We start from the raw sequence: 21,976 nt of genomic DNA, 5'->3' as shown, positions 1-21,976 counted from the left end.
GGAACACCCATTGTGAGATAGGTTCTAGCATCCATGCCTCCTGAAACGACACTGTCAAATCTGACAGATACGATGATTATACCTAGTGGGCTACAATTGGGACGCGCGCCGGCCAAGCGGGGATTCTCTGCGTTACGGCCGGAACGAATTCTACGCCCTCTGTGCGCCTGGGTGGCCCTTTCCCGTCAATCCTTGAGAGGAGGCCTCATGCATCTGACTCCCCGGGAACAGGAAAAGCTGTTGATCTACACGGCCGCGCAGCTGGCGGCCGATCGTATGCAACGCGGCTTGAAGCTCAACCATCCCGAAGCCCTCGCCTATCTCACCTCCGCGGTGTTGGAAGGGATCCGAGACGGCCAGTCCGTCTCGCAACTCATGACCTACGGTGCCACCCTGCTTTCCCGCAAGGACGTCATGCCCGGAGTGCCGGAAATGATCCACGAGATTCAAGTCGAGGGGACCTTTCCGGACGGCACCAAGCTCGTGACCATTCACAACCCGATCAGGTGAAGAGCCTCCCGAGTCGATCCTTATCGGTAACCGGGTGGAGGAACCACGATGGCGACGAAGAAGCACGCTAAACCAACGAAGACCGCAAAGCCCGCCCGGAAGGACAGTGGGAAGTCGCTGGCCGCCGCGATCAAGGCCGAGCTGTCCAAGCCGGTGATTCCCGGCGAGATACTGTTCGGACCCGGTGAGATCGATGCGCTGAAGGGCAGGATGACGAAGGAAATGACGGTCGCCAACCGAGCGGATCGGCCGATCCAGGTCGGGTCGCATTGCCATTTCTTTGAAGTCAATCGCGCGCTCACGTTCGACCGTCCGCAGGCATTCGGGTTTCGGTTGCAGATTCCCGCCGGCACCGCCGTGCGGTTCGAGCCGGGCGAAGAAAAGCGCGTCACCCTCGTGGCCCTGGCCGGCAAGCGGATGGGGTATGGCATCAACGGTTTGACCAACGGTTCGCTGGACGATCCCCAGGTCAAGGCGACGGCGCTCGCCAGAGCGACCGAGCAGGGATTTATTGCCAAACGCTGACGGCCGACCCGTCGTCCCGGTCCACGACCTACAAGCGGTGAGGAGGAGGTAATGAAAATTCCTCGAAAACAGTACGCCGATCTGTTCGGACCCACGGTCGGCGATCGCCTGCGTCTTGCGGATACGGATCTCGTGATCGAGATCGAAAAGGATTTGACGTCCTACGGCGACGAGGCCGTCTTCGGCGGCGGCAAGGTCCTGCGGGACGGCATGGGTCAATCGGCCGGCGCGACCAGCGCCGGCGGGGCCCTCGACACGGTCATCACCAACGCGATCATTCTGGACTACTGGGGCATCGTGAAAGCCGATATCGGCATCAAGGACGGACGCATCGTCGGCATCGGCAAGGCGGGCAATCCCGATACGATGCCGAACGTGACCGCTGCAATGGAATGCGGCGCCGGGACGGAAGCCATTTCCGCTGAAGGTTGCATCGTGACGGCCGGCGCGCTCGAAACGCACGTCCATTTTATTTGTCCGCAGCAATGTTGGGAGGCGCTGTCCGCCGGCATCACGACGATGATCGGCGGCGGCACAGGGCCGGCGACCGGAACCAACGCCGTGACCTCGACGCCGGGTCCCTGGAACATTCACCGGATGCTGGAGGCGGCTGAGGGCATCCCGATCAATTTGGGATTCACCGGCAAGGGGAACTGCTCGATGCCGGAGCCGCTCAACGAGCAAATCGAGGCCGGTGCGCTCGGCTTGAAGGTTCACGAGGATTGGGGTTCGACGCCCGCGGCCATCGACAGCGCCCTGTCGGCGGCGGAGCGCTACGACGTGCAGGTCGCGCTCCACACCGATACATTGAACGAGGCCGGGTTCGTCGAGGACACGATCAAGGCCTTCAAGGGCCGCACCATTCACACCTATCACACGGAAGGGGCCGGCGGCGGCCATGCTCCGGACATCATCAAGGTCTGCGGCGAACCGAACGCGTTGCCGTCGTCCACCAACCCCACCATGCCGTTTACGGTAAACACGCTCGACGAGCATCTGGACATGCTGATCGTCTGTCACCATCTGAACAAGAAGGTGCCGGAGGATGTGGCCTTCGCAGAATCCCGCATCAGACGGGAGACGATCGCCGCGGAAGACGTACTGCACGACATGGGCGCGATCAGTATGATGTCGTCGGACACGCAGGCGATGGGTCGCATCGGAGAGCTGATCATCCGAACCTGGCAGACCGCCCACAAGATGAAAGTCCAGCGGGGACATCTCACGGAAAAGGGCGTGCAGTCCGCGAAGGGACAGCACGACAATTTCCGGGCGAAGCGGTACGTGGCGAAGTACACCATTAATCCCGCGCTCACGCACGGAGTGGCTCACGAAGTCGGGTCCATCGAGGTGGGCAAGACGGCCGATCTGGTGCTCTGGAAGCCGGCCTTCTTCGGCATCAAGCCGGAAATGGTCCTGAAGAGCGGCTTCATCGCGCAGGCACAAATGGGCGATCCCAACGCCTCGATCCCGACTCCCGAACCGGTCATCAGCCGGCCGATGTTCGGCGCCTATGGGCGGGCGCTCTCCAGCACCTGTCTGACGTTCGTTTCCAAGGCGGCTTTGGAGCGTGACATTCCCAAGAAACTCGGGTTGCAGCGGCGGATCGTGGCGGTCAAGAATTGCCGGAACGTCAAGAAGCGCGACCTCAAGCTGAACGACGCATTGCCGCACATCGAGGTCGATCCTGAAACGTATGTGGTCACCGCCGATGGGGTCCGAATGACGTGCGAGCCGGCGGTGGTGCTCCCGATGGCACAGCGGTATTTTCTCTTCTAGCGAAGGTCGATGACTCTTCTGAACTTGCTCGGCGGGCTGCGGTTTCTTGACAGCTTCTTCCCGTCAGGGGGCTTTGCCTACTCGTCCGGCCTCGAAGCTGCCGTGCAGGGCGGAGCGGTCGGCAACGGCCGTGATCTCTCCTTGTACGTTCAGGATTGGCTGCGGGGCGGGCTCGCCAACCGCGAAGCCGTCGCGGTCCGGCTGGCCCACGAGGCTGTGATATCGAGGCGGCTTGATCCGGCGCTCCGCGCGGACCGTGAATTGGATGCCATGAAGCTGGGCCGGGAGTCCCGACTTGCGAGCAGGCAGATGGGACGCCAGGTTGCGAGAATAGCGACTGGGCAGGCTGAACAACCGGGCCAACAACCGGGCCAACAATTGGACGTCCACCCGCTCCTTCGACGGTACTCGGTGGCGCTGAATGCAGGGGCGACGCCGGGCCATCTGCCGGTTGTATTGGGGCTCGTGCTGGCGACCTGTGGATGGAACAGGCAAGAGGCGGTGGCAGGATATCTCTATCACGCGGTGGTCGGTCTCGCGTCGGCCGCCATGAAGTTGCTGCCGGTGGGGCAGCGAGAGAGCCAACAGCTGCTTCAGGAATGGACAGGGGTGATCGTCTCGCTGAGTCGCTCCGCGGCCGAGCGGGAGAGGATGTCCTCCTGGGCACCGGTTCAGGATATCTACGCCATGCGCCACGCCAGGCTGGAATCGAGGTTGTTCCGGTCGTAACACCGCGAGCGAAAGGAGGATCGTCATGCATCGGGCCGATGACCATCATATTGGGGGCGGCAAAGCGACGCTGGCTCGCACCAGAGAGGTGCCGGTGATCGGCATCGGCGGGCCCGTCGGATCGGGAAAGACGGCGCTGGTGGAAGCACTCTGTCGAAAACTCCGCAATCGATACAGCCTCGCGGTGGTCACCAACGACATCTTTACCAAGGAAGATGCGGAGTTTCTCACGAGAAAGGGCGCGTTGCCTCAGGATCGTATCCGGGGTGTGGAAACCGGTGGATGTCCCCATACGGCGATTCGGGAGGATGCCTCCCACAACCAGGAGGCGCTCGATGAGCTGTTCCGATCCCATCCGGAGGTCGAGCTGATGTTCGTCGAAAGCGGGGGCGACAATCTCGCGGCTACGTTCAGCCCGGAACTCGTTGACAAGGTCATCTACGTGATCGACGTGGCCGCCGGCGACAAGATACCTCGGAAAGGCGGTCCGGGGATCACCCGTTCCGACTTGCTGGTGATCAACAAGATCGATCTGGCGCCTCACGTGCTGGCGGATTTGTCGATCATGGATCGGGACAGCCGTCGCATGCGTCCCGGCCTACCGTTCTTGTTCACCAATCTTCTGACGGGCGAGGGGCTCGACCAGGTGGTTCAGTGGGTGGAGCAGTGCATCCCTCAGCCGGCCCGCAGGGCCTGATTGCGCAGAACCCCGCGCGTGTCACCGCGACGCATCCATCGTCCTGAGGCCGCCTCCACCGCAGCGATCGGACGGGCCGGCACCCTGACGCTCCACTATGTTCGGGAGGGGACGCGAACCGTCTTTGGAAAGACCAACTCACAAACTCCGTGGCATCTCTTCCCGCCGATCTATCTCGACGACTCCGGAGCTGCCTACACGCTCCTGCTCAACCCTTCCGGTGGACTGGTCGCGGGAGATCATCTGACCATCGACATGCGACTGGAGGAAGCCGCCCACGTCCTGATCTCCACTCCCTCGGCCAATCGCGTCTATCGGTCTCTTCGGGATGAGTCTGTCCAAGAGATCAGGATCCGACTCGCGTCCGGATCCCGATTGGAATGGTTTCCGGAGCAGACGATTCCATTCGCCGGATCGCGGTTCCGTCAATCCATCGACGTGATGTTGGCGCCTGAGTCCGTCCTCGTTCTGTGGGACGCGCTCGCGTCCGGCCGGATAGCCAGCGGTGAGCGGTGGGCATTCAACAGGCTGTGCAACGAGATCCGGATCACTGCGGCGTCCGGCCGCCGCCTGATCGAGCGATACGACCTCGCTCCCGGCAGCAGCGACGCCGATATCGGATTGGCCCACGAGTGGGACTACGTCGCGTCGCTGTTCGTCGCCGGCGATGCTGTAGCGGACAGCCTGTGGCATCGGTTGGAAGCCGAGATCGCTCCGATACTCGACGCGCGTCCTGACCGTCTGCTGGGCGGAGTGTCGCGGCCGGAGCTTCCCGGGCTCGCCGTCAAACTGCTCGCGCGGGCGGCTCCCGATCTCGGCGCGGCCTGCGACGCGCTGTGGAGCGCCGTTCGGCGGACGCTCTGGGGGCTGCCGCCGGCGGTGTTGAGGAAGTATTGAGCGGCCGGCTGCTCTGGACGCCGTTTGACAGGCTCGCGGATCGAATGATACCGTGCCTCAGCTTGTCGGAGACAACGGAGTCTCCCAAATCGACACCTCGTCGAATACAGAACTATGGCGTCCTCGATCCCGCCTCCAGGGGTTGAGGGCGTTTTTTTTGGGTTGACCCCATGCGCACGTTTCGCATCGCCATGGTACAGATGAACCCGACGGTGGGCGACTTGGACGGCAACGCGCGGCGTATCCTCCGTTGGCTGCGCGAGGCGCGCGCTGCGAAGCCTGACCTCGTGGCCTTTCCGGAATTGGCCATCACGGGATATCCTCCCGAAGACCTTCTGCTGAAGCCGAAGTTCGTCGAGGACAATCGCCGCGTCTTGAATGAGGTGGTGCGCGCCGCGAGGGGCGTCGTCGCCATCGTGGGCTACGTCGGCCGGGAAGAATCGGCCGGTCGCCATCCGCCGTCGTCCTCGGTCGTGGCGGCGGGACGGCACGAAATCTACAATGCCGCCGCCCTCTTGGCGGAAGGCCGGCTGGTGACGACCTATGCCAAGCGGCATTTACCGAACTATGGCGTGTTCGACGAGAGCCGGTATTTTACTCCCGGGGGTCGGCTGCCGCTGGTCACGATCAACGGCACCGTCGTGGGCGTGAACATCTGCGAGGACATCTGGTTGCCCCATGGGCCGACGAGACGTCAGGCGGCGGCCGGGGCGGAAATCATCGTGAACATCAATGCGTCACCCTTTCACATGGGCAAGAGCCGCTCGCGCGAGCAGATGTTGGCGACCCGCGCCCGGGACAACGGGGTGATCGTGACCTATACGAACATGGTCGGCGGACAGGATGAACTGGTGTTCGACGGCCACAGCGTCGTCCTCGACCATGCGGGCGATCTCGTCGCGAGGGCCAAGGGCTTCCAGGAAGAGCTTCTGGTGGTCGACCTGGACGTCGACGCGGTGGCCAGGTCCAGGGCCGCCAGGGGCAGGACATCGCGCGCGGAGGCGTCGGCCGCGATGGCTGTCGAAAGGGTCGTCCTGCGCACCAGGCCTCGGAACAGGCGGACCCGGATCCTTGCGGCGGTCGAGCCCCTTGCCGATCCGTTGGACGAAGTGTACGAGGCGCTGACGGTGGGCGTCCGTGATTACGTGAAGAAGAACGGATTCAGGCACGTGCTCATCGGACTGAGCGGCGGCATTGATTCCGCCTTGACGGCCGCGGTTGCCGTCGATGCCGTGGGAGCCAACAACGTACTAGGCGTATTCATGCCGTCTCCCTATACGTCGCGTGAGAGCCGCGAGGACACGATCGAACTGGTCCGGCGGCTGGCCATTCGGATGAAGACCCTGTCGATCACCCCGACATTCAAAGGCTATCTCCGAACGTTGGACGAGGCGTTTGCCGAGACGACGGTGGACCAGACGGAGGAAAACCTCCAAGCCCGCATTCGGGGGAATCTGCTCATGGCGCTGTCCAACAAGTTCGGTCATTTGGTGCTGACGACGGGCAACAAGAGCGAGATGAGCGTGGGCTATGCCACGTTGTACGGCGACATGGCCGGCGGGTTTGCGGTCCTCAAGGACGTCCCGAAAACGATGGTCTACGACCTGGCACATCGCCGGAATCGTCGAGGGCGACAGCCGGTGATTCCGAAACGGATTCTCGATCGCGCGCCGACGGCAGAATTGAGAGCCGATCAGAAGGACGAGGATAGTTTGCCCCCCTATGCCGTCCTGGACCCCATTCTCAAGGCGTACGTCGAGGACGACCGGTCCGTGGAAGATATGGTGGGCATGGGTTTCGATCGCAGGACCGTGTTGCGGGTCGTGGCGCTCGTGGACCGCAGTGAGTACAAACGCCGTCAGGCCCCGGTCGGCATCAAGATCACGCATCGAGGGCTCGGCAAGGATCGCCGTATGCCGATTACGAATGCGTACCGCTGACAAGAGGAACGGGCATTCCGCCGGCAGTTGGGGGGTACGGATTCACGGCGTGGCGCCCGGCACGCGTGAAGCGGGTTGCTTCTTGGTCTTCGGTGTCGGAGAAGTCGCCGCAGCTTCCGTCTGTTGACGCTGCAGCGATTCCAGCTGTTTCTTCAACGCCTCTACTTCATCAGCCTGCTTCTCGAGCAGGACCCGCATGGACTGAAGGTCTTCAGTGGTTGCAGCCGGCGGTTCACGCGTGTGTGCTGGAGCATGCGCCTGTTCCGGCATCGGTGTCTGTGGCGCTCTCAGCGGGAGCGACCTCATCGGCCGGTCTCGGATTTCGGCAAACTGGGCCAGGGCTTCGTAATCGACTACGACCGTCAACTGAGCGGGCTTGTCCAAGTACGCAGTCGGCGCATCTGAGTCAGGAGGCCGCACCGCAGAATCGGGAAGAAACAGCACACGATGCTGGTCAAGCCCCGTGCGGTCAGGAAGCTGCCTCCCAGGTTTCGAGCCATGGATCGGTTTCTCAGGATTGTAGCGATACTGGGTCAATGAAACATGGAATGACCGGCCAGACGTGTAGAGCGCGCCTCCGGTGGTCTCTGTGCCAGCCGCGGTGGTGTTGATCACCCTAAACCTCACGCGCTGCAGTGCAGTCGCCCGCGATAAGGCGACGACAATGTGAGGCGCGAGGAATTCCGCGTCCTCATCTGAGAACGTCCGAACCGGGATCGCTTTTCCGGCGACCAGCGTCTGGAGGAGTCGCTGGTCCTCTTCCACAAACATGCCTTGCAGCACATGAGCGATGACGGCGGAATCGAGCAAGAGAGGATGCGTAGCATGAAAGGATGCGTCCGCCATGTCCTCAAGATAGACCGCGCCTCGGGGATCTTCGTGAATCATGACTTGCGGTTTTTCCGGCGAAACGCAGGCCGTTGCCACAAGGCTGATGGCGAACGAGGCCATCAGCGCGGCGACCGACTTGATCGACGCAACTGTGTGACTGTGAGCGGTCTGCGACCTCATGCCGTTCCCTTGGCTCCTCGTTCAGGACTCTGCCGGAACTGAGTGACTCTAACATAAGTGGACTGGCAGGAACATAAACAACTGCTGCTGGAGAGGGTAGATTGACAGCCGGCATGCGCGTTGATAGGATTCCGCTTAGTTTCGAAAGGGATGCCCAATGCGGAATGGACGGGTCGCTCTTGCCGCCGCGCTAATCGTGCTGTTCCTCGGGCTCAGCTTCAACGCGTATGCCTGTCTCCTGCCGGTGAATGGTGTCACTGCCGCAGGAATGGGAAATGGTTGTTCGACTCCGGATGAGCAACCGGTGCGCCAGTTCTGCGATGCCTTCAAAACGCTCAGCGTGCAGTCCGTCGTAGATCTCCACCCAACTCTCGACTGTCAGACCATCTGTGCGGAAGACACCGCCTCGACGTCTCCGCTCGTGTTGTTCGCCTCACAGCGCAGCCGCCTGTCTCACCATCTTGCGGTCGGTCCCCCACAGGATCTTCTGCTCAAAACTTCCGTGCTTCGCATCTGATCCTCCCGGTTTTTTCCTGATCGTCGCTCCTTCGTCATAGCATCCGCCGTTCCGCGCGTAGTCCCGGCGGTTCGATCCGTTCGCCGGTTGCTTCCGGCGCTCGCGATCGACCTGTCGACTCCCAACGAACTGCGGGGAACCCGAGGAGGATCTCCACATGAGATACACGACACGAATCCGTTGCGTCATCGCTGCAGCCTTCGGCTTGGCGCTCGTGACTGCGTCCCTCTCGGAGGCGCAGGAAGCCGATAGTCTGCAAGAGAGGATACTGGCGTTGCCTGAATTGATCCAAGAGGCCCTGGCGCGGAATCCAGAAATCGTCACGGTGCACCAACAATGGGAGGCTGCCCGAAGTCGGATCCCGCAGGTCAAGACGCTGGAAGACCCGACCCTGTCCGTCCAACTGTGGAATTTTCCGCAGACGTTCAATGTGACCCAGGCGCAGAACACGATTTTCGGTCTTTCGCAGAGTTTTCCCTTTCCGGGGAAGCTCGCGCTCAAAGGCGAAGTGGCGAGCCGCTCGGCGGAGATGACCGAGCAGGCGGTGCGGGCGAAGGAGCGGGAACTGGTCGCGCGGCTCAAGCAGGCATACTACGACCTGTTTCTCGCGCAGAAGGCGCTCCAGATCCATCATGAACAGGTGGACCTGCTCAGACAGTTTGTCGAGATCGCGGCGGCGAGATTCCGTGCCGGAAAAGGGTCGCAGGCCGATGTCCTCAAGGCGCAGGTCGAATTGTCCATCCTGCACCAACATGCTCCCGTGCTCGAACAGCGGCTTGAGACGGCGGAGGCGATGCTGAATACGCTGCTTGATCGCGACCCGGCCAGGCAGTTAGGCCGCGCTCAGGAGCCGTCCCGGCTGCCGATCGACAAGACGGTCGAGGACCTCCAGCGTCTCGCGCTGGGCCGCAGTCCGGAGTTGAAGGCGGCCGAACTGGCTGTGCAGCGGAACGAGCAGTCTCATCAGTTGGCGCAGCGGCAATACTACCCGGACTTCAATGTCGCGTTTCAGCGCTTCCAGAATTTTCAGGCGAACGACGGATTCGGCGCCTATGTGGGGATGAGTATTCCCTTCGCGTTCTGGTCGAAGCCGAAATACGACGCCGGCGTCCAGGAAGCCGCGTCGGCGGCCGCGGCCGCGCGGGCGCAGCACCATACGTTGGAAAACCAGACTCGGTATCAAATCAAAGACCTCTTATCCAAGGTCCGCGCGACCGACCAAGTGGCGGGGTTGTATCACAGTACGATCCTGCCTCAAGCCGCGCAGAGCTTGGAGTCGGCGCGGGCCGGATATCGCGCGGGGAAGGCGGGATTTCTGGATCTGATCGAAACCGAGCGGGCGTTGCGGGGATTTCAACTCGAATATTTCAAGGCGCTTGTCGAGCGACAGCACCGACTGGCCGAGCTTGAGCAGGTGGTCGGAATCGAATTGAGTTAAGGGACTGGCTCCTCGAGCTCGTCGAGGGGTGCCTGTCCCTCTGCTTCGCGGATGGAAGGTTGAGTGAATAAAACAACAAGCACTGGGGCTGTTATCCGCGGCCGTAGCCTCGATACAACGATAGAGCGGCCGCCGCATAACCAACTGTTATTTAGTTATGGAGGCATAAGCCATGATTCACGACATGCGTAGAAAAGGTCTTGCGGCAGGCCTTGCGGCTATCAGCCTGTTGGTCGGAGGCATCGCCGGATTCTTCGCCGCCCATCGGATGATGGGCGGCGTGGTCGGTATGACCATGGAGAGGCAGGGTGAAACGGCCGCCCCACCCTCCGGCGCGGTCGCGATTCCGGCTGTGGCGAGACAGTTGATCGGCGTTCGCAGCGCCCCGGCCACCCACGTGACGTTGGAAGAACAGATTCGCACGGTCGGCACGGTCGGCTATGACGAGCGAGGGTTCACACAGGTCACACTGAAAACTCCCGGCTGGGTGCGAGAGGTCTTCGTCAATTCGATCGGCCGCCCGGTACGGAAAGGCGATCCGCTCTTGACCTTCTACTCGCCTGATCTGCTGGCGACGCAAGACGAGTATCTTCTCGCAGTCAACGCCCAGGGCCAATTGGCCGACAGTCCCCTCGCTGAAGTGAAAGCCAACGCCGCTTCCCTCGTAGCCGGCGCGCGAGAACGGCTGCGACTGTGGGATCTGACCGATGCCCAAATCGGAGCGCTGGAACGCCGAGGGAGGGCCGAACCGCTTCTCACGGTCTACGCTCCTGCCTCCGGAGTGGTGCTCACGCGGGAAGCCCTGCCGGGGAAATATGTCGAACCGGGTACCACGCTGTACGAGATTGCGGACCTCTCGACGGTCTGGATCATCGCCGACGTCTATGAGTCCGAAGTCGCGGCGGTGAAAGTGAGCCAGCCGGCGTCGGTTTCGTTCGTCGCCTATCCGGGCGAGACGTTCCAAGGCCGGGTGGCCTACATCTACCCGTCGTTGAATATGGAAGCCCGCACGGTGCGGGTGCGGTTGGAGCTGTCGAATCCCGGCTTGAAGCTGAAGCCGGGGATGTATGGAAACGTCACGTTCTCCACCAGCTCGGTCAAGACGTTGGCCGTGCCGAAAGAGGCGGTGCTGGAAACCGGACTCCGCCAGCTGGTGTTTATGGATCGAGGACAAGGGCGGTACGAGCCGGCTTCGGTCAAGCTGGGTCGTCGGAGCCAGGACTCTGTTGAAGTGTTGGAAGGACTCACGGAAGGGGATCGGATCGTGACGTCCGCCAATTTCCTGCTGGATGCAGAGAGCAAGTTGGCGTCGGCCTCGAGCATGCAAGCCATGATGGGCCGGATCGGCATGGCGGATTGGCAGATGCGCGGCGCCTACGAAGGGAAAATGGAAGACATGCCGGGGATGGAGGGCATGCCGCGGATGCAGATGGGTGACCAGAACGCAATCGTGGTTGCCGAGACTCGCCGGTCTTCCGGGCTCTCACTCACGTTGACGACGGTGCCGGACAAACCGAAAGCCGGTGAGGTGCTGCTCAAGCTCAAAGTTACCGATCAAGCCGGCAAGCCGGTGACGAATGCGCAAGTTGTTTTTGTCTACACCATGCCGATGCCAGGGATGACCGATTCCAAAGCGGCAGCCCGTCATACAAGCGACGGTCTCTATGAAGGCAGGGTGATGTTCGGCATGGGCGGCACCTGGGTGGTGACGGTCCAGGTGACTATTCAGGGGAAGCCGCCGATCGCCGAAAAGTTCCAGTTCATGGTTGGCGGGGGAGGAATGTAGGGTGATTGAACATGCGCGTCCTGTCGCCGACCAGCCCGTCCGTGCTCGCACCCGCCCGGTGTAGGGACCTCGCTGCGCGCGCTTGGGAAAATCCTGCGTCTCGGCGCAGGCGGGCTGGGCGGGTGAGATTCACACCCCGGCCGGCGCCACCCGCATTTTCAATATAGGGTGGCGATGGGAGATTCATGAGGACTGGTATGGTCGAACGACTGATCGAAGCGAGCGCGAGGAATCCGGTCTTGGTGATCTTGAGCGTGCTCCTGTTGGCCGCTTGGGGCGCCTGGGCTGTGATGGACGTTCCCCTCGATGCCATTCCGGACCTCTCGGATGTCCAGGTGATCATCTACACCGAATGGGCGGGGCGCAGCCCCACGCTTGTTGAAGACCAGATTACCTATCCGGTCGTCACCTCGTTGCTCGCGGCTCCCAGAGTCAAACGGGTCCGAGGCGTGTCCGAATACGGGCTCTCGTACGTGTACGTGATCTTCGAGGACCGGACCGACCTGTACTGGGCGAGGAGTCGCGTCCTCGAATACTTGCAGAAGCTGACCGGCAAGTTACCGATGGGCGTGACACCGACCCTCGGACCGGATGCCACCGGCGTCGGCTGGGTCTATCAATATGCGTTGGTGGACGAGTCCGGGACGCACGATCTCGCCCAGCTCCGGAGCCTGCAAGATTGGTATCTGCGCTATCAACTGGAAAGCGTGCCCGGCGTCGCGGAGGTGTCGGCGTTCGGCGGTTTCGTCAAACAATATCAGATCGAAGTGGACCCGAACAGGCTGGCGGCCTACCAGCTGCCGATCAAGACCGTGATCGAGGCGGTCCGAAACAGCAACGCAGAGGTGAGCGGCCGTGTCTTGGAAATGGCCGGCACCGAGTATGTGATTCGAGGGCGCGGCTACCTGCGCTCCGTCGATGACATCGAGTTGATTCCCGTCGCGACGGATCAACGCGGGACGCCGATCTTGATCAGGCACATCGCGCGGGTCCAGGTCGGGCCGGATCAGCGGCGGGGCATCGCCGAGTTGGATGGCAAGGGACAGACCGTCGGTGGCATCGTCATCATGCGGGCCGGGGAGAACGCGCTCGCCGTCATCGAGCGAGTAAAAGCACGACTGGAAGAGATCAGGGCTGCGCTTCCGAATGGTGTGAGCATCGTTCCCACCTATGATCGGTCTGAGCTGATTCATCGAGCGATCGCCGTGCTGCGCGAGAAGCTGGTCGAGGAGAGCGTCATCGTCAGCCTGGTCGCGATGGTCTTTCTTGTTCATCTCCGTAGCGCGCTTGTGGCCATTCTCATTCTGCCAGTCGCCGTGCTGCTTGCGTTCATTCCGATGGCCTACTTGAAGATCACGTCGAATATCATGTCGCTCGGCGGGATCGCCATCGCCATCGGCGCGATGGTGGATGCCGCTATTGTGATGGTGGAGAACGCCCACAAGCGGCTGGAACAGGCTCCGACTGCAAACCGCACTGAGACCATCATCGCCGCCGCGAAAGAAGTCGGCCGGCCCCTGTTTTTCTCATTGCTGGTGATCGCCGTGTCGTTCCTGCCGATCTTTGCGTTGGAAGCTCAAGAAGGAAGACTGTTTACGCCCTTGGCCTATACGAAAACGTTTGCGATGCTCTTCGCCACAGGGCTGTCGGTGACGTTGGCTCCTGTGCTGATGGTCCTGCTGATTCGAGGGCGCATCCGACCTGAAACCAGGAATCCATTGAACCGGTTGCTGATCGGACTCTATCGCCCCATCCTTTTAGGCGCGCTGCGAGTCCCCTGGCTGGCAGGGGCGCTGGCGGTCGCGGCGATGGCGGTCACCGTGCCGGAGTTCATGCGACTCGGCGCGGAGTTCATGCCGCCGTTGAACGAGGGGACCATTCTCTACATGCCGACCACCGTGCCCGGCCTGTCGATTCCTGAAGCGACCAAGATTTTGCAGGTCCAGGACCAGTTGCTGACGACGTTTCCAGAAGTGGAGCGCGTGTTCGGCAAGATGGGCAAAGCGCCGACCGCCACCGATCCGGCCTTTGTGGGCATGGCGGAAATCACGGTCACGCTCAAACCGGAAGCACAATGGCGGCCGGGCATGACCTGGGACCGATTGCTGGACGAAATGGATGCCAAGGTACGTATTCCCGGATTCCCGAATATTTGGTGGATGCCGATCCAGACCCGCACCGAGATGATCACGACCGGCGTACGCAGTCCGGTCGGGATCAAGGTTCTGGGGCCGGACCTGAAGACGATCGAGAAAATCGGGATCGAGATCGAACAGGCGTTGGGGACTGTGCCGGGCACGCACAGCGCATTTGCGGAGCGATTGAACGAAGGCTATTACCTCGACCTGATCGTCAACCGGCGCGAGGCGGCCCGCTACGGTCTGGGGGTGGGAGATGTGCAAGCGGTGATCACGTCGGCGATCGGGGGAGAGACCGTGACGACGACGGTCGAGGGGCGGGAACGGTATCCGGTGAATGTCCGCTACCAGCGTGAATTACGTGACGATCCAGACCGGCTCAAACGGGTGCTCATTCCCACGCCGAGCGGCGCGCAGATTCCGCTCGGACAGATTGCGGAGATCGTGGTCACACAGGGGCCGCCGTCGATCGCGGACGAAGCGGGGGCCCTAGCCGGTCTGGTATCGGTCTCGGTCAGTGGACGCGACTTGCGGGGCTATGTCCTCGACGCTCAACGCGCGGTACGAGAACGAGTCGTTCTGCCTGCTGGATACCGGCTGATCTGGACCGGTCAGTACGAGCATCTGGTGCGGGCCGAAGAACGGCTCAAGCTCGTCGTTCCGGTGACCCTCGCCGTGATCCTGTTGCTCCTGTACCTCAATTTCCGATCGCTTGCGAAATCCCTGATCGTGCTGCTGTCCGTCCCCTTCGCCGCGATCGGAGCCGTCTGGTATCTGGCCTGTCTGCACTACAACTTGAGCGTGGCTGTGTGGGTCGGCATCATTGCGCTGGCCGGCGTGGCGGCGGAAACCGGCGTGGTGATGCTGGTCTATCTCGATGAGGCCTATGACCGGCGCACCCGCGAAGGCCGGATGACGACGGCGCGGGATCTGCGCGAAGCCATCATGGAAGGGGCGGTACAGCGAGTGCGGCCCAAGATGATGACGGTCGCCGCGATCACGGGCGGCCTACTGCCGATCATGTGGACCACCGGCACTGGCGCCGACGTCATGAAACGCATCGCCGCGCCGATGATCGGCGGCATGGTGTCATCCACCGTGCTGACGCTACTGGTCATTCCGGTGCTCTACATGATCTGGCGGAAGCGGATCGTCATTCATCGCTCGTGATCGGGCTGGGCCATAAACCAGGCCTCAAGCGGTTCCCGAAGGGTTCCGGAGCCGTGCCAGGTTTTCCCCGGCATCCCCTCTACATTGTTCCCATTTCCCCGCTTTCCGGTTCTGCTGAACCTTGGTACACAGGACCATAACGGAAACAACGGCGTTTCCCGGAGATCGGCGAGTTGCCGACAACTGGACGATGATGTCCTCCGTCCCGCAAGGGGCTGAGGACTTTTTTTTGCACAGGAGCCCACAGAAATGACACGGTCACTTGTCTTTCTCCACGTCGTTTTTGCCCTGTTCATGACTCTATTCGTCACCGGTTGTGCGTCGACCCCCGGAACAACGCCTCGCGCCGTTCTCTCTCAATCGTACGATCTTCCCGCCACGCTTGAAGCCAATGCCGTAATCCGGGCGGTCGAGCGCGCCTTTGCTCGAACGCTGGCGAAGTCGCCTCGGATTGCTGAGGGCAGCGTCCCGTCCCCCTTGCCGGCCAAGCCTGCTCCCTTCACGATTGAGAATCGTCAGGTGCGCCTCGATCGGTTGGGAGTGGTCAACGTTCCACAAGTGAATTGCCCGGAGAGTATGGCGGTGGTGCATGCGCTGGCGACAGAGGCCGGCGGATCTTCGGGGCTTGGCAAGTATACGGCGTGCATCCAACTGTACGCCGAGGGATACCGAATCGCTCTCATTGCCGCTGGAATGGGCTTGGAAAGGCATGACAGGTATGATGGTGTCGTGGGACCGATGGAGTCTGAGCCGAAGTCTGGTGCCGCGCTCCTGTTGCGTCTCGCCCAGGCGCTTCGTGAACAGATTTCAGAAGTTCGGCCGGTGGATGAGCCGCGAGCGTCGGAATCGACGGGTCGCGCAGACCGGAAGCCCGCAACCGGAGAACAAGTGGCGTCGCTTGCGTTACCGGTCGAGCGATCTGCTGCAACCTCCTCGGTGCATCGGGAGGAGGACGCGGTCTCGACTCTGCCGTTGGTCTGTCTGGCGCCGAGACACGAGGCAGCCCCTGTGAGGTCGGCGAGGGGCGACGGACACGTCATTACGATGTTCGATGCAGGTTCCGTCATGGCCGTCGCCGAACCGGTCGACGCGGCCTATTTTCGCGTAGAGACCGAAGCCGGACTGGCAGGCTGGGTGAACCACGCCGACGTGAGAAGGCTGCCCTGTCCGGTCGGGTGATCGGACAGAGGTGCGATCATCGGAGAGTGCAGATTTACGCAGGCTTGAGTCGCACTCTGACCGTCGCGAACAGTGCTCATCCCTTATCCAATTGAAGGAGGTCCATTGCGATGCGCCTACGTATCCGAATTCTCATGGCTCTCGTGGCGATCGTCGGAGTTGTTGCTCTTAGCATGACCGGTCTTCCGGGATCGTTGCTCAGGCATCAGCCTGAATCGTCCGTGTCCGGTGGGGTCCATGAAGCGCTCGCGGGAGACGAGGTGGCGGAAGACGAGGACATCGTGCAGGAACTCCTCGACAAGGCGAAACAGTATGATCAGGAAGCGGAACATCATGAGAAGGAGGCGCAGCGCTACGAACAAAAGGCGGCTACCATCACTTCTCTCACGGATACGAAGGGCTTCCGGCGAGATGGGAAAAAAGTCGCGGCAGACTCACACAGGGCGATGGCAGGCGAGCTTCGTTTTCATGCCAGGACTCATCGCATTGAGGCAGAGTTGTTGATGGAGAAAGCGAAGCATGCAGGGAAGGAGAAATGAACTGCTGTCTGAACAGAGAACGATTCGGCAGGGCGGAAAATAACCTGGACGGCTGGCTGATCTAAGCCCCTCTAGCTAAACAGCCGCCGTCCAATCTGAGGATATCGACCCCCCCAAATATCTCTTATTGGGTCGGCTGATGCTTGCCCAGCATGGTGTCGGCCTTCGTCTGATGCGCGGCATAGAGCTGCTGCATTTCGCCTGCATACAGCTGGTGCGTCTGCGCCGCCGTCGTCAGCGCGTTCCGCCGGAACCCTTTGGGATCTTCGATGGGCCGGATGGAGGCCGCTGTCTGCTGGTACTTGTTCACCTCGGCCTGCGCTCGCTGGGCCTCTTTCTGGTAGAGGAGTGCTGCGGCAAGATGATCCTCAGCCGTACCGCCTGACGCGACGCGGGTTTCAAGGTCGCTCGGGAGGACTTGATCTGTCGCGAAGGAGCAGCCTACAGTCCCGATCAAAGCGAGCGAGAGCACCGCCGGGATCGCCGACAGCATACGTCTCATTGTCTGGTTCTGCCCCGTCCTCGTCATCGGCCACCTCCTGAGATCATTGCCTGGGTTAGTCCGTCTGGCTGTCTACGGCACCGCCTGTTATCTGCTTGCCATTATCCGGCTGGATGGCGATCACGGATATCGGGGGAACCCCTGAGAACGCCCAGGGGGATGCACTGGATCTTAAGTCGGCGATTCCGCAGGGTCTGAGGGGGAGTGATGGGGTACTGGTGGGGGCTAGCGAGAGTGGGCTGACGCCATGGCGGGCTCATCGCTCGGTTTCTTATAATGCTGCTCGGGGACTGACTCCGGCGTCCTTGACGGGGCCAGTCCCCTTTCAAACCAGGCTTGCCAATCACCGCCTTCCGTAACGAGAGTCCTTGCAGAGCCTACGGTGATGACTGTTTGGCCGTCATTCGGTTCGCCTCAGCGCGATGATGCGCGGCAAGCTGCCTCAACTCGGCCACCGCTTTGGATTTCGACTGCGCCGCCGTCGTCATCGCCGCTCGCCGAAAGCCTTTCGGGTCCGTAGTCGAGGTCATGGCCGCCGCCCTCCGCTTATACTGCATCACTTCGGCTTGAATGATATCGGCTTCGTGGTCGTAGACCTCCGCCTCCGCTAAGAGATCCTCAGGACCGAACGGTTTATCAGACCCTTGTTCCACCGACCCGTCAGCCGCATTCACGGACGGTGTGATGGGTAGGGATGGGGCGCCCGTTTTCATGGTGATGACCGCGATTCCCAGCAGGAAACCAATGATAAGAACTAGGACGGATCGCATCGTGCACCTCCTTGGGATGATTCCATGGCCTGTTTCCTGGGACCGTCGCTTGGAGCCGCATGATCAAGCCGGCGCATTATAGCAAGACCTCCTTTCGGAAGGTACAAGGTCTTGCCGTCATCCGCTCGGCGGGAGAGCCGTCCGTCATGTGTGGAGTCGTGGGAATGCCGCGCAGGGACATCAACCGAACCTCTTCCGAGACATGCGGCAATGGAATAGCCGTTCTAGCAAACGGTCAATCGACGACATCGACAGGTCGGGAATTTGGTTCAGGCCCGGCGTACGGCGACCCTCGTCGAGAAGGAGGCGCATTCGCTCGGAACGCTGCCGCCACGTGGTATTGAATGCGGCGCGCGCGAAGACGGTAACCCATCTGCACTGTGGATACTGTGGATATAGATAGAAGGGCTATGCTAGGGGAGGTAGAGCACTCAGGGGGCCAGTCTGTCGCGGATGTCGGAGATCGAGGTGACGACGGAAAGAATATTGCGTGGGCCAAGATGATCGGGACACACGATCCGGATCATCTCGGCCCTGTGCGGGATTCCTACTGCGGCTGATGCTTGCCCAGCATGGTGTCGGCTTTTGTCTGATGCGCGGCATAGAGCTGCTGCATTTCGCCTGCATACAGCTGGTGCGTCTGCGCCGCCGTCGTCAGCGCGTTCCGCCGGAACCCTTTGGGATCTTCGATGGGCCGGATGGAGGCCGCTGTCTGCTGGTACTTGTTCACCTCGGCCTGCGCTCGCTGGGCCTCTTTCTGGTAGAGGAGTGCTGCGGCAAGATGATCCTCAGCCGTACCGTCTGACGCGACCCGGGTTTCGAGGTCGTTCGGGATGACTTGATCTGTCGCGAAGGAGTTGCCCACAGTCCCGATCAAAGCGAGCGAGAGCACCGCCGAGATCGCCAACAGCATACGTCTCATTGTCTGGTTCTGCCCCGTCCTCGTCATCGGCCACCTCCTGAGATCATTGCCTGGGTTAGTCCGTCTGATTGTCTACGGCACCGCCTGTTATCTGCTTGCCATTATCCGACTGGATGGCGATCACGGGTATCGGGGGAACCCCTGAGGACGCCCGGGAGGATACACTGGATCTTCAGTCGGCGATTCCGCAGAGTCGGGGGGTGATGCGGGGAGGGCGATGGAGGGGGCGATGGGGGTCAGGCGGAAGCGGGCTACGATTCAGGTGTCACGAGACCGGTACGAATGGCGTACCGGACGAGCCCGGCGATATCGTGGATGTTGAGTCGGTTCATCAACTCGCCCCGGTGGGTCTCCACGGTCTTGATGCTGAGGTTGAGCTTGTTGGCGATCTCTTTGCTCGAATGGCCCTCCGCAACGAGTTGCAGGATTTCCCGTTGGCGTGGGGTAAGCTCCTGGAGCGAATCGGACTTCGGTCCCCCGCCATGGAGATAGTCTTGGACGACCAGCTTCGACACGGCCGGTGTGAGGTAGGTTTCTCCGCGCATTACGGCCTGAATGGCCAGCTCTAACTCGGCCGGCTCCGCGCCCTTGAGCAGATAGCCTGCCGCTCCGGCCTGCAGGGCGCGCCGGACGTATTCTTCATTGGCATGCATCGAGAGGACCATGACTCGAGGCGCCGGACTGAGTTTCACTATTCTCGCCGCGGCCTCTAAGCCATTGAGCCCCGGCATGCCGATATCCATGATCACAATATCGGGCTGATGTTGCTCGGCAAGCTGGATCGCCTCGTGTCCGTTCCCTGCCTCCGCGACGACCTGGACCAGCGCAAGACTCTTCAAGAGCGCCCGAAGGCCGGCCCTCATCAGGCTATGGTCATCCGCCAGGAGCACGCGAATCGCACTCATCTTAGGTCGAGACCTCGGACTGAGAAGTTGATGAAGCAGGTGATAAAGGAACCAGCGCCCGGACCTCGGTCCCGTGTCCCGGGGTGGAGTCGATGGAGATGGTTCCATTCAAAAACCGAATGCGTTCTTGCATCCCGAGCAAACCCATGCTTCGGCCATTCGTCGCGTCGGCTAACGCTTTCTGGGTCTCGAACCCGTCCCCATTATCACGGATGTGGAGGAGGAGATTACCCTCGTGCAGCTGTAGCGATACCGTGACGCGGGTTGCGTTCGCATGGCGGATGATGTTCGTAATGGCTTCCTGGATGACGCGGTAGCACGCGATGGCCACATCTTGCGACGGCGAAAGGGATTCGTCCATCTGCACGTCGACGCTCCAGCCGGCCCGCTGAGCTTGGCGATTCAGATACCAGCGCACGGCCGGCACGAGTCCAAGGTCATCCAGCAGTGAGGGGCGCAACTCGAGCGAGAGATCGCGGACATGGTGCAGGGTTTGGTCGATGACGGTCGAGCTATCCTTCAGCAGACCCGCGAGGTCCGAGGTGTCCTGGCAGCGTTGCATCGTTTGCAGGTTCATTTTCACGACGGTGAGGGCTTGGCCGATCTCGTCGTGCAGATCGAGCGCGAGGCGGCGACGCTCGCTCTCTTGAACCTCCATCAGTTGCTGGGAGAGGGCCTGCATGCGCTCATGGGCTTCGCGAAGGGCCAGTTCCGCGCGACGGCGATTGAGATAAGAGGAGAGGCTGTCGGCCAATGAATTCATCAAGTCGCGCTCCTCGGCGAGAAACGGGCCTTCGACTTCCGGCGGTCTCGCTTCACGATAGATCACCTCGATCGTTCCGCTCACCCCGTCCAGCGTGACCCAGGAGGCCGTCTGCTTCCACGGCGATTCGACGAAGCTCGGAGTGGTAAAGACCAGGTCGCCGAACGTAATGCGGGCAAGGGCGATCTCGGGATACTGCCAGGCGGGAGGCAGCAGCGCGACGATCTGACTCAACACCTCTTCAATCGGTTTGGCGCTGTCTTGCAGGAGGTGAACGGTCCGATGGAGCGCGGTCAGTTCCTTCACGCGTTCGCCGAACAAATGGCGAAGCCGTTTCTGTGCTTCATGATGGACGAGGTCCGGTGAAGCCGACGGCGTCCGGTGCCTGTCTTGAAGCCGCCTGAGAAGGGGAATACTCCCCCATAAGACGGCAATCGTTAAGCCGCGGCCGGCCAGCTCAGGCCAATCGGGGGAAGGAGAGCCGGGGAGGAGCGCTCCGATCACAATCAGAACCGTTGCGAGGGTTCCGAAGAGGATAGGCGCCATCCGGTGCGGCAGCGAGAACGCCGACAGGAAGGGAAAAAAGTACAGAATCCACCAGGCCACGGTGGGCGACGAAAAGACATCGAGGAAGAAGATCATACCGGCCGTTCCGGCCGGCACCATGAGCGTTGTTCGATCCATCCTCTCTCCGCGCTGGGCCGGTGGACTCTCTCGTTTTTCCCCGGCGCCCTAGTCTGTCTGAATGATCTCCCAAAGGCAACGTCTCAGTGCCGGTTTGAGGGGTGAGAGACTAGGGGAGAGTAACTCATGATCTCGACGGCCCGGTTGGGGAGAACACCACGTAGACGGATTCTCGGTCGGGATGCGACAATTGCCCACGATGTCCTCCGGGCATTCGGGTCTCGGGGAGTTTGCGGGGGCATGTAGCCGTTCCCAAGTGACGGGAGTAAGGTGTCGGGATTTGACGGACGGCCTGGAATGGAGACAGTTGCCGGCCTCGGAGGGCCAAGAAGGGACTACGGCGAGTTCCCCATCGACCGACTCGGGGCCTGCCTACCGGAGTCGGAGGAGCCGTGACAGTCCACGCGAGGCTTCGTCCTTTTCTTTTGAGGAGCGGAGTGGCAAGATGCGGCCGGGTAGGGCCGAGCCGCGCCCTGAGCAACCATGAAAGGCGAAAGGGGAGATAATCCTGTGCGACGCCAGGCGGTTGAGCCGGGACCAAGCAGAGCCGATCGGCTCCGACGGCAGAGGACCAC

Annotated in this window: 19 protein-coding genes; 13 read left to right on the top strand and 6 right to left on the bottom strand. The window is 61.5% G+C overall.

The features are described from left to right. Positions 1-207: 207 nt before the first annotated feature. From P0111_12155 to P0111_12125, 7 genes are all read left to right on the top strand, one after another. Entirely contained in the window at positions 208-510 is a 303-nt protein-coding gene (locus P0111_12155) for an urease subunit gamma (protein ID MDF0644780.1), read from the top strand. A 48-nt stretch (positions 511-558) separates the two neighbouring features. Next, on the top strand, positions 559-1,035 hold the full coding sequence (locus tag P0111_12150; protein ID MDF0644779.1) for an urease subunit beta: 477 nt from the start codon (positions 559-561) through the stop codon (positions 1,033-1,035). A 51-nt stretch (positions 1,036-1,086) separates the two neighbouring features. Continuing rightward, complete coding sequence (ureC, locus tag P0111_12145) at positions 1,087-2,814, top strand: urease subunit alpha (protein ID MDF0644778.1); 1,728 nt, start codon at positions 1,087-1,089, stop codon at positions 2,812-2,814. Positions 2,815-2,823: 9 nt separating this feature from the next. Continuing rightward, the gene (locus tag P0111_12140; protein ID MDF0644777.1) at positions 2,824-3,543 is read left to right on the top strand and encodes an urease accessory UreF family protein; all 720 of its coding nucleotides are present in this window, start codon (positions 2,824-2,826) and stop codon (positions 3,541-3,543) included. Positions 3,544-3,568: 25 nt separating this feature from the next. After that, positions 3,569-4,240 carry an urease accessory protein UreG gene (ureG, locus tag P0111_12135; protein ID MDF0644776.1) on the top strand — a complete coding sequence of 224 codons (672 nt, stop codon included), beginning with the start codon at positions 3,569-3,571 and terminating at the stop codon, positions 4,238-4,240. 18 nt (positions 4,241-4,258) lie between these two features. After that, positions 4,259-5,137 carry an urease accessory protein UreD gene (locus P0111_12130; protein ID MDF0644775.1) on the top strand — a complete coding sequence of 293 codons (879 nt, stop codon included), beginning with the start codon at positions 4,259-4,261 and terminating at the stop codon, positions 5,135-5,137. Positions 5,138-5,307: 170 nt separating this feature from the next. Further along, on the top strand, positions 5,308-7,077 hold the full coding sequence (locus P0111_12125) for an NAD+ synthase (GenBank protein MDF0644774.1): 1,770 nt from the start codon (positions 5,308-5,310) through the stop codon (positions 7,075-7,077). Positions 7,078-7,119: 42 nt separating this feature from the next. Here the strand turns inward: P0111_12125 and P0111_12120 are convergent, their stop codons facing one another. Beyond that, on the bottom strand, positions 7,120-8,088 hold the full coding sequence (locus tag P0111_12120; GenBank protein ID MDF0644773.1) for a hypothetical protein: 969 nt from the start codon (positions 8,086-8,088) through the stop codon (positions 7,120-7,122). Between the two features lie 157 nt (positions 8,089-8,245). On the opposite strand from P0111_12120, the gene P0111_12115 reads away from it, so the two are divergent. The 6 genes from P0111_12115 to P0111_12090 all read left to right on the top strand — a co-directional run bounded on the left by P0111_12115 (position 8,246) and on the right by P0111_12090 (position 16,855). After that, positions 8,246-8,605 carry a hypothetical protein gene (locus P0111_12115; GenBank protein ID MDF0644772.1) on the top strand — a complete coding sequence of 120 codons (360 nt, stop codon included), beginning with the start codon at positions 8,246-8,248 and terminating at the stop codon, positions 8,603-8,605. A gap of 157 nt (positions 8,606-8,762) precedes the next feature. Continuing rightward, entirely contained in the window at positions 8,763-10,043 is a 1,281-nt protein-coding gene (locus tag P0111_12110) for a TolC family protein (protein ID MDF0644771.1), read from the top strand. Between the two features lie 172 nt (positions 10,044-10,215). Then, entirely contained in the window at positions 10,216-11,829 is a 1,614-nt protein-coding gene (locus tag P0111_12105) for an efflux RND transporter periplasmic adaptor subunit (protein ID MDF0644770.1), read from the top strand. A gap of 197 nt (positions 11,830-12,026) precedes the next feature. After that, complete coding sequence (locus P0111_12100) at positions 12,027-15,137, top strand: CusA/CzcA family heavy metal efflux RND transporter (protein MDF0644769.1); 3,111 nt, start codon at positions 12,027-12,029, stop codon at positions 15,135-15,137. A 249-nt stretch (positions 15,138-15,386) separates the two neighbouring features. Then, the gene (locus tag P0111_12095) at positions 15,387-16,316 is read left to right on the top strand and encodes a hypothetical protein (GenBank protein MDF0644768.1); all 930 of its coding nucleotides are present in this window, start codon (positions 15,387-15,389) and stop codon (positions 16,314-16,316) included. A gap of 110 nt (positions 16,317-16,426) precedes the next feature. Continuing rightward, the gene (locus P0111_12090; protein MDF0644767.1) at positions 16,427-16,855 is read left to right on the top strand and encodes a hypothetical protein; all 429 of its coding nucleotides are present in this window, start codon (positions 16,427-16,429) and stop codon (positions 16,853-16,855) included. A 124-nt stretch (positions 16,856-16,979) separates the two neighbouring features. Here the strand turns inward: P0111_12090 and P0111_12085 are convergent, their stop codons facing one another. The 5 genes from P0111_12085 to P0111_12065 form a co-directional block, all read right to left on the bottom strand. Next, on the bottom strand, positions 16,980-17,348 hold the full coding sequence (locus tag P0111_12085) for a hypothetical protein (protein MDF0644766.1): 369 nt from the start codon (positions 17,346-17,348) through the stop codon (positions 16,980-16,982). Between the two features lie 386 nt (positions 17,349-17,734). Further along, positions 17,735-18,127: a hypothetical protein gene (locus P0111_12080; GenBank protein MDF0644765.1), complete on the bottom strand. Its 393-nt coding sequence runs from the start codon at positions 18,125-18,127 to the stop codon at positions 17,735-17,737. A gap of 547 nt (positions 18,128-18,674) precedes the next feature. Next, positions 18,675-19,040: a hypothetical protein gene (locus tag P0111_12075; GenBank protein ID MDF0644764.1), complete on the bottom strand. Its 366-nt coding sequence runs from the start codon at positions 19,038-19,040 to the stop codon at positions 18,675-18,677. A gap of 260 nt (positions 19,041-19,300) precedes the next feature. After that, positions 19,301-19,954, bottom strand: coding sequence for a response regulator transcription factor (locus P0111_12070; GenBank protein ID MDF0644763.1), 654 nt, complete (start codon positions 19,952-19,954; stop codon positions 19,301-19,303). Position 19,955: 1 nt separating this feature from the next. Further along, complete coding sequence (locus tag P0111_12065) at positions 19,956-21,401, bottom strand: sensor histidine kinase (GenBank protein MDF0644762.1); 1,446 nt, start codon at positions 21,399-21,401, stop codon at positions 19,956-19,958. Positions 21,402-21,976 lie beyond the last annotated feature (575 nt).

It is taken from the genome of Nitrospira sp. (genome assembly GCA_029194535.1).
Lineage (GTDB): Bacteria > Nitrospirota > Nitrospiria > Nitrospirales > Nitrospiraceae > Nitrospira_C.
The sequence above is the reverse complement of the archived record's forward strand: the minus strand, read 5'-3'. Positions and strand labels throughout refer to the sequence as shown.

What these genes read in the sequence shown, in the direction of transcription:
- P0111_12155 (MDF0644780.1), top strand. Translation starts at nt 208, where the DNA reads ATGCATCTGACTCCCCGGGAACAGGAAAAGCTGTTGATCTACACGGCC.
- P0111_12150 (MDF0644779.1), top strand. Translation starts at nt 559, where the DNA reads ATGGCGACGAAGAAGCACGCTAAACCAACGAAGACCGCAAAGCCCGCC.
- ureC (MDF0644778.1), top strand. Translation starts at nt 1,087, where the DNA reads ATGAAAATTCCTCGAAAACAGTACGCCGATCTGTTCGGACCCACGGTC.
- P0111_12140 (MDF0644777.1), top strand. Translation starts at nt 2,824, where the DNA reads ATGACTCTTCTGAACTTGCTCGGCGGGCTGCGGTTTCTTGACAGCTTC.
- ureG (MDF0644776.1), top strand. Translation starts at nt 3,569, where the DNA reads ATGCATCGGGCCGATGACCATCATATTGGGGGCGGCAAAGCGACGCTG.
- P0111_12125 (MDF0644774.1), top strand. Translation starts at nt 5,308, where the DNA reads ATGCGCACGTTTCGCATCGCCATGGTACAGATGAACCCGACGGTGGGC.
- P0111_12120 (MDF0644773.1), bottom strand. Translation starts at nt 8,088, where the DNA reads ATGAGGTCGCAGACCGCTCACAGTCACACAGTTGCGTCGATCAAGTCG.
- P0111_12115 (MDF0644772.1), top strand. Translation starts at nt 8,246, where the DNA reads ATGCGGAATGGACGGGTCGCTCTTGCCGCCGCGCTAATCGTGCTGTTC.
- P0111_12110 (MDF0644771.1), top strand. Translation starts at nt 8,763, where the DNA reads ATGAGATACACGACACGAATCCGTTGCGTCATCGCTGCAGCCTTCGGC.
- P0111_12105 (MDF0644770.1), top strand. Translation starts at nt 10,216, where the DNA reads ATGATTCACGACATGCGTAGAAAAGGTCTTGCGGCAGGCCTTGCGGCT.
- P0111_12100 (MDF0644769.1), top strand. Translation starts at nt 12,027, where the DNA reads ATGGTCGAACGACTGATCGAAGCGAGCGCGAGGAATCCGGTCTTGGTG.
- P0111_12095 (MDF0644768.1), top strand. Translation starts at nt 15,387, where the DNA reads ATGACACGGTCACTTGTCTTTCTCCACGTCGTTTTTGCCCTGTTCATG.
- P0111_12090 (MDF0644767.1), top strand. Translation starts at nt 16,427, where the DNA reads ATGCGCCTACGTATCCGAATTCTCATGGCTCTCGTGGCGATCGTCGGA.
- P0111_12085 (MDF0644766.1), bottom strand. Translation starts at nt 17,348, where the DNA reads ATGCTGTCGGCGATCCCGGCGGTGCTCTCGCTCGCTTTGATCGGGACT.
- P0111_12080 (MDF0644765.1), bottom strand. Translation starts at nt 18,127, where the DNA reads ATGCGATCCGTCCTAGTTCTTATCATTGGTTTCCTGCTGGGAATCGCG.
- P0111_12075 (MDF0644764.1), bottom strand. Translation starts at nt 19,040, where the DNA reads ATGCTGTTGGCGATCTCGGCGGTGCTCTCGCTCGCTTTGATCGGGACT.
- P0111_12070 (MDF0644763.1), bottom strand. Translation starts at nt 19,954, where the DNA reads ATGAGTGCGATTCGCGTGCTCCTGGCGGATGACCATAGCCTGATGAGG.
- P0111_12065 (MDF0644762.1), bottom strand. Translation starts at nt 21,401, where the DNA reads ATGGATCGAACAACGCTCATGGTGCCGGCCGGAACGGCCGGTATGATC.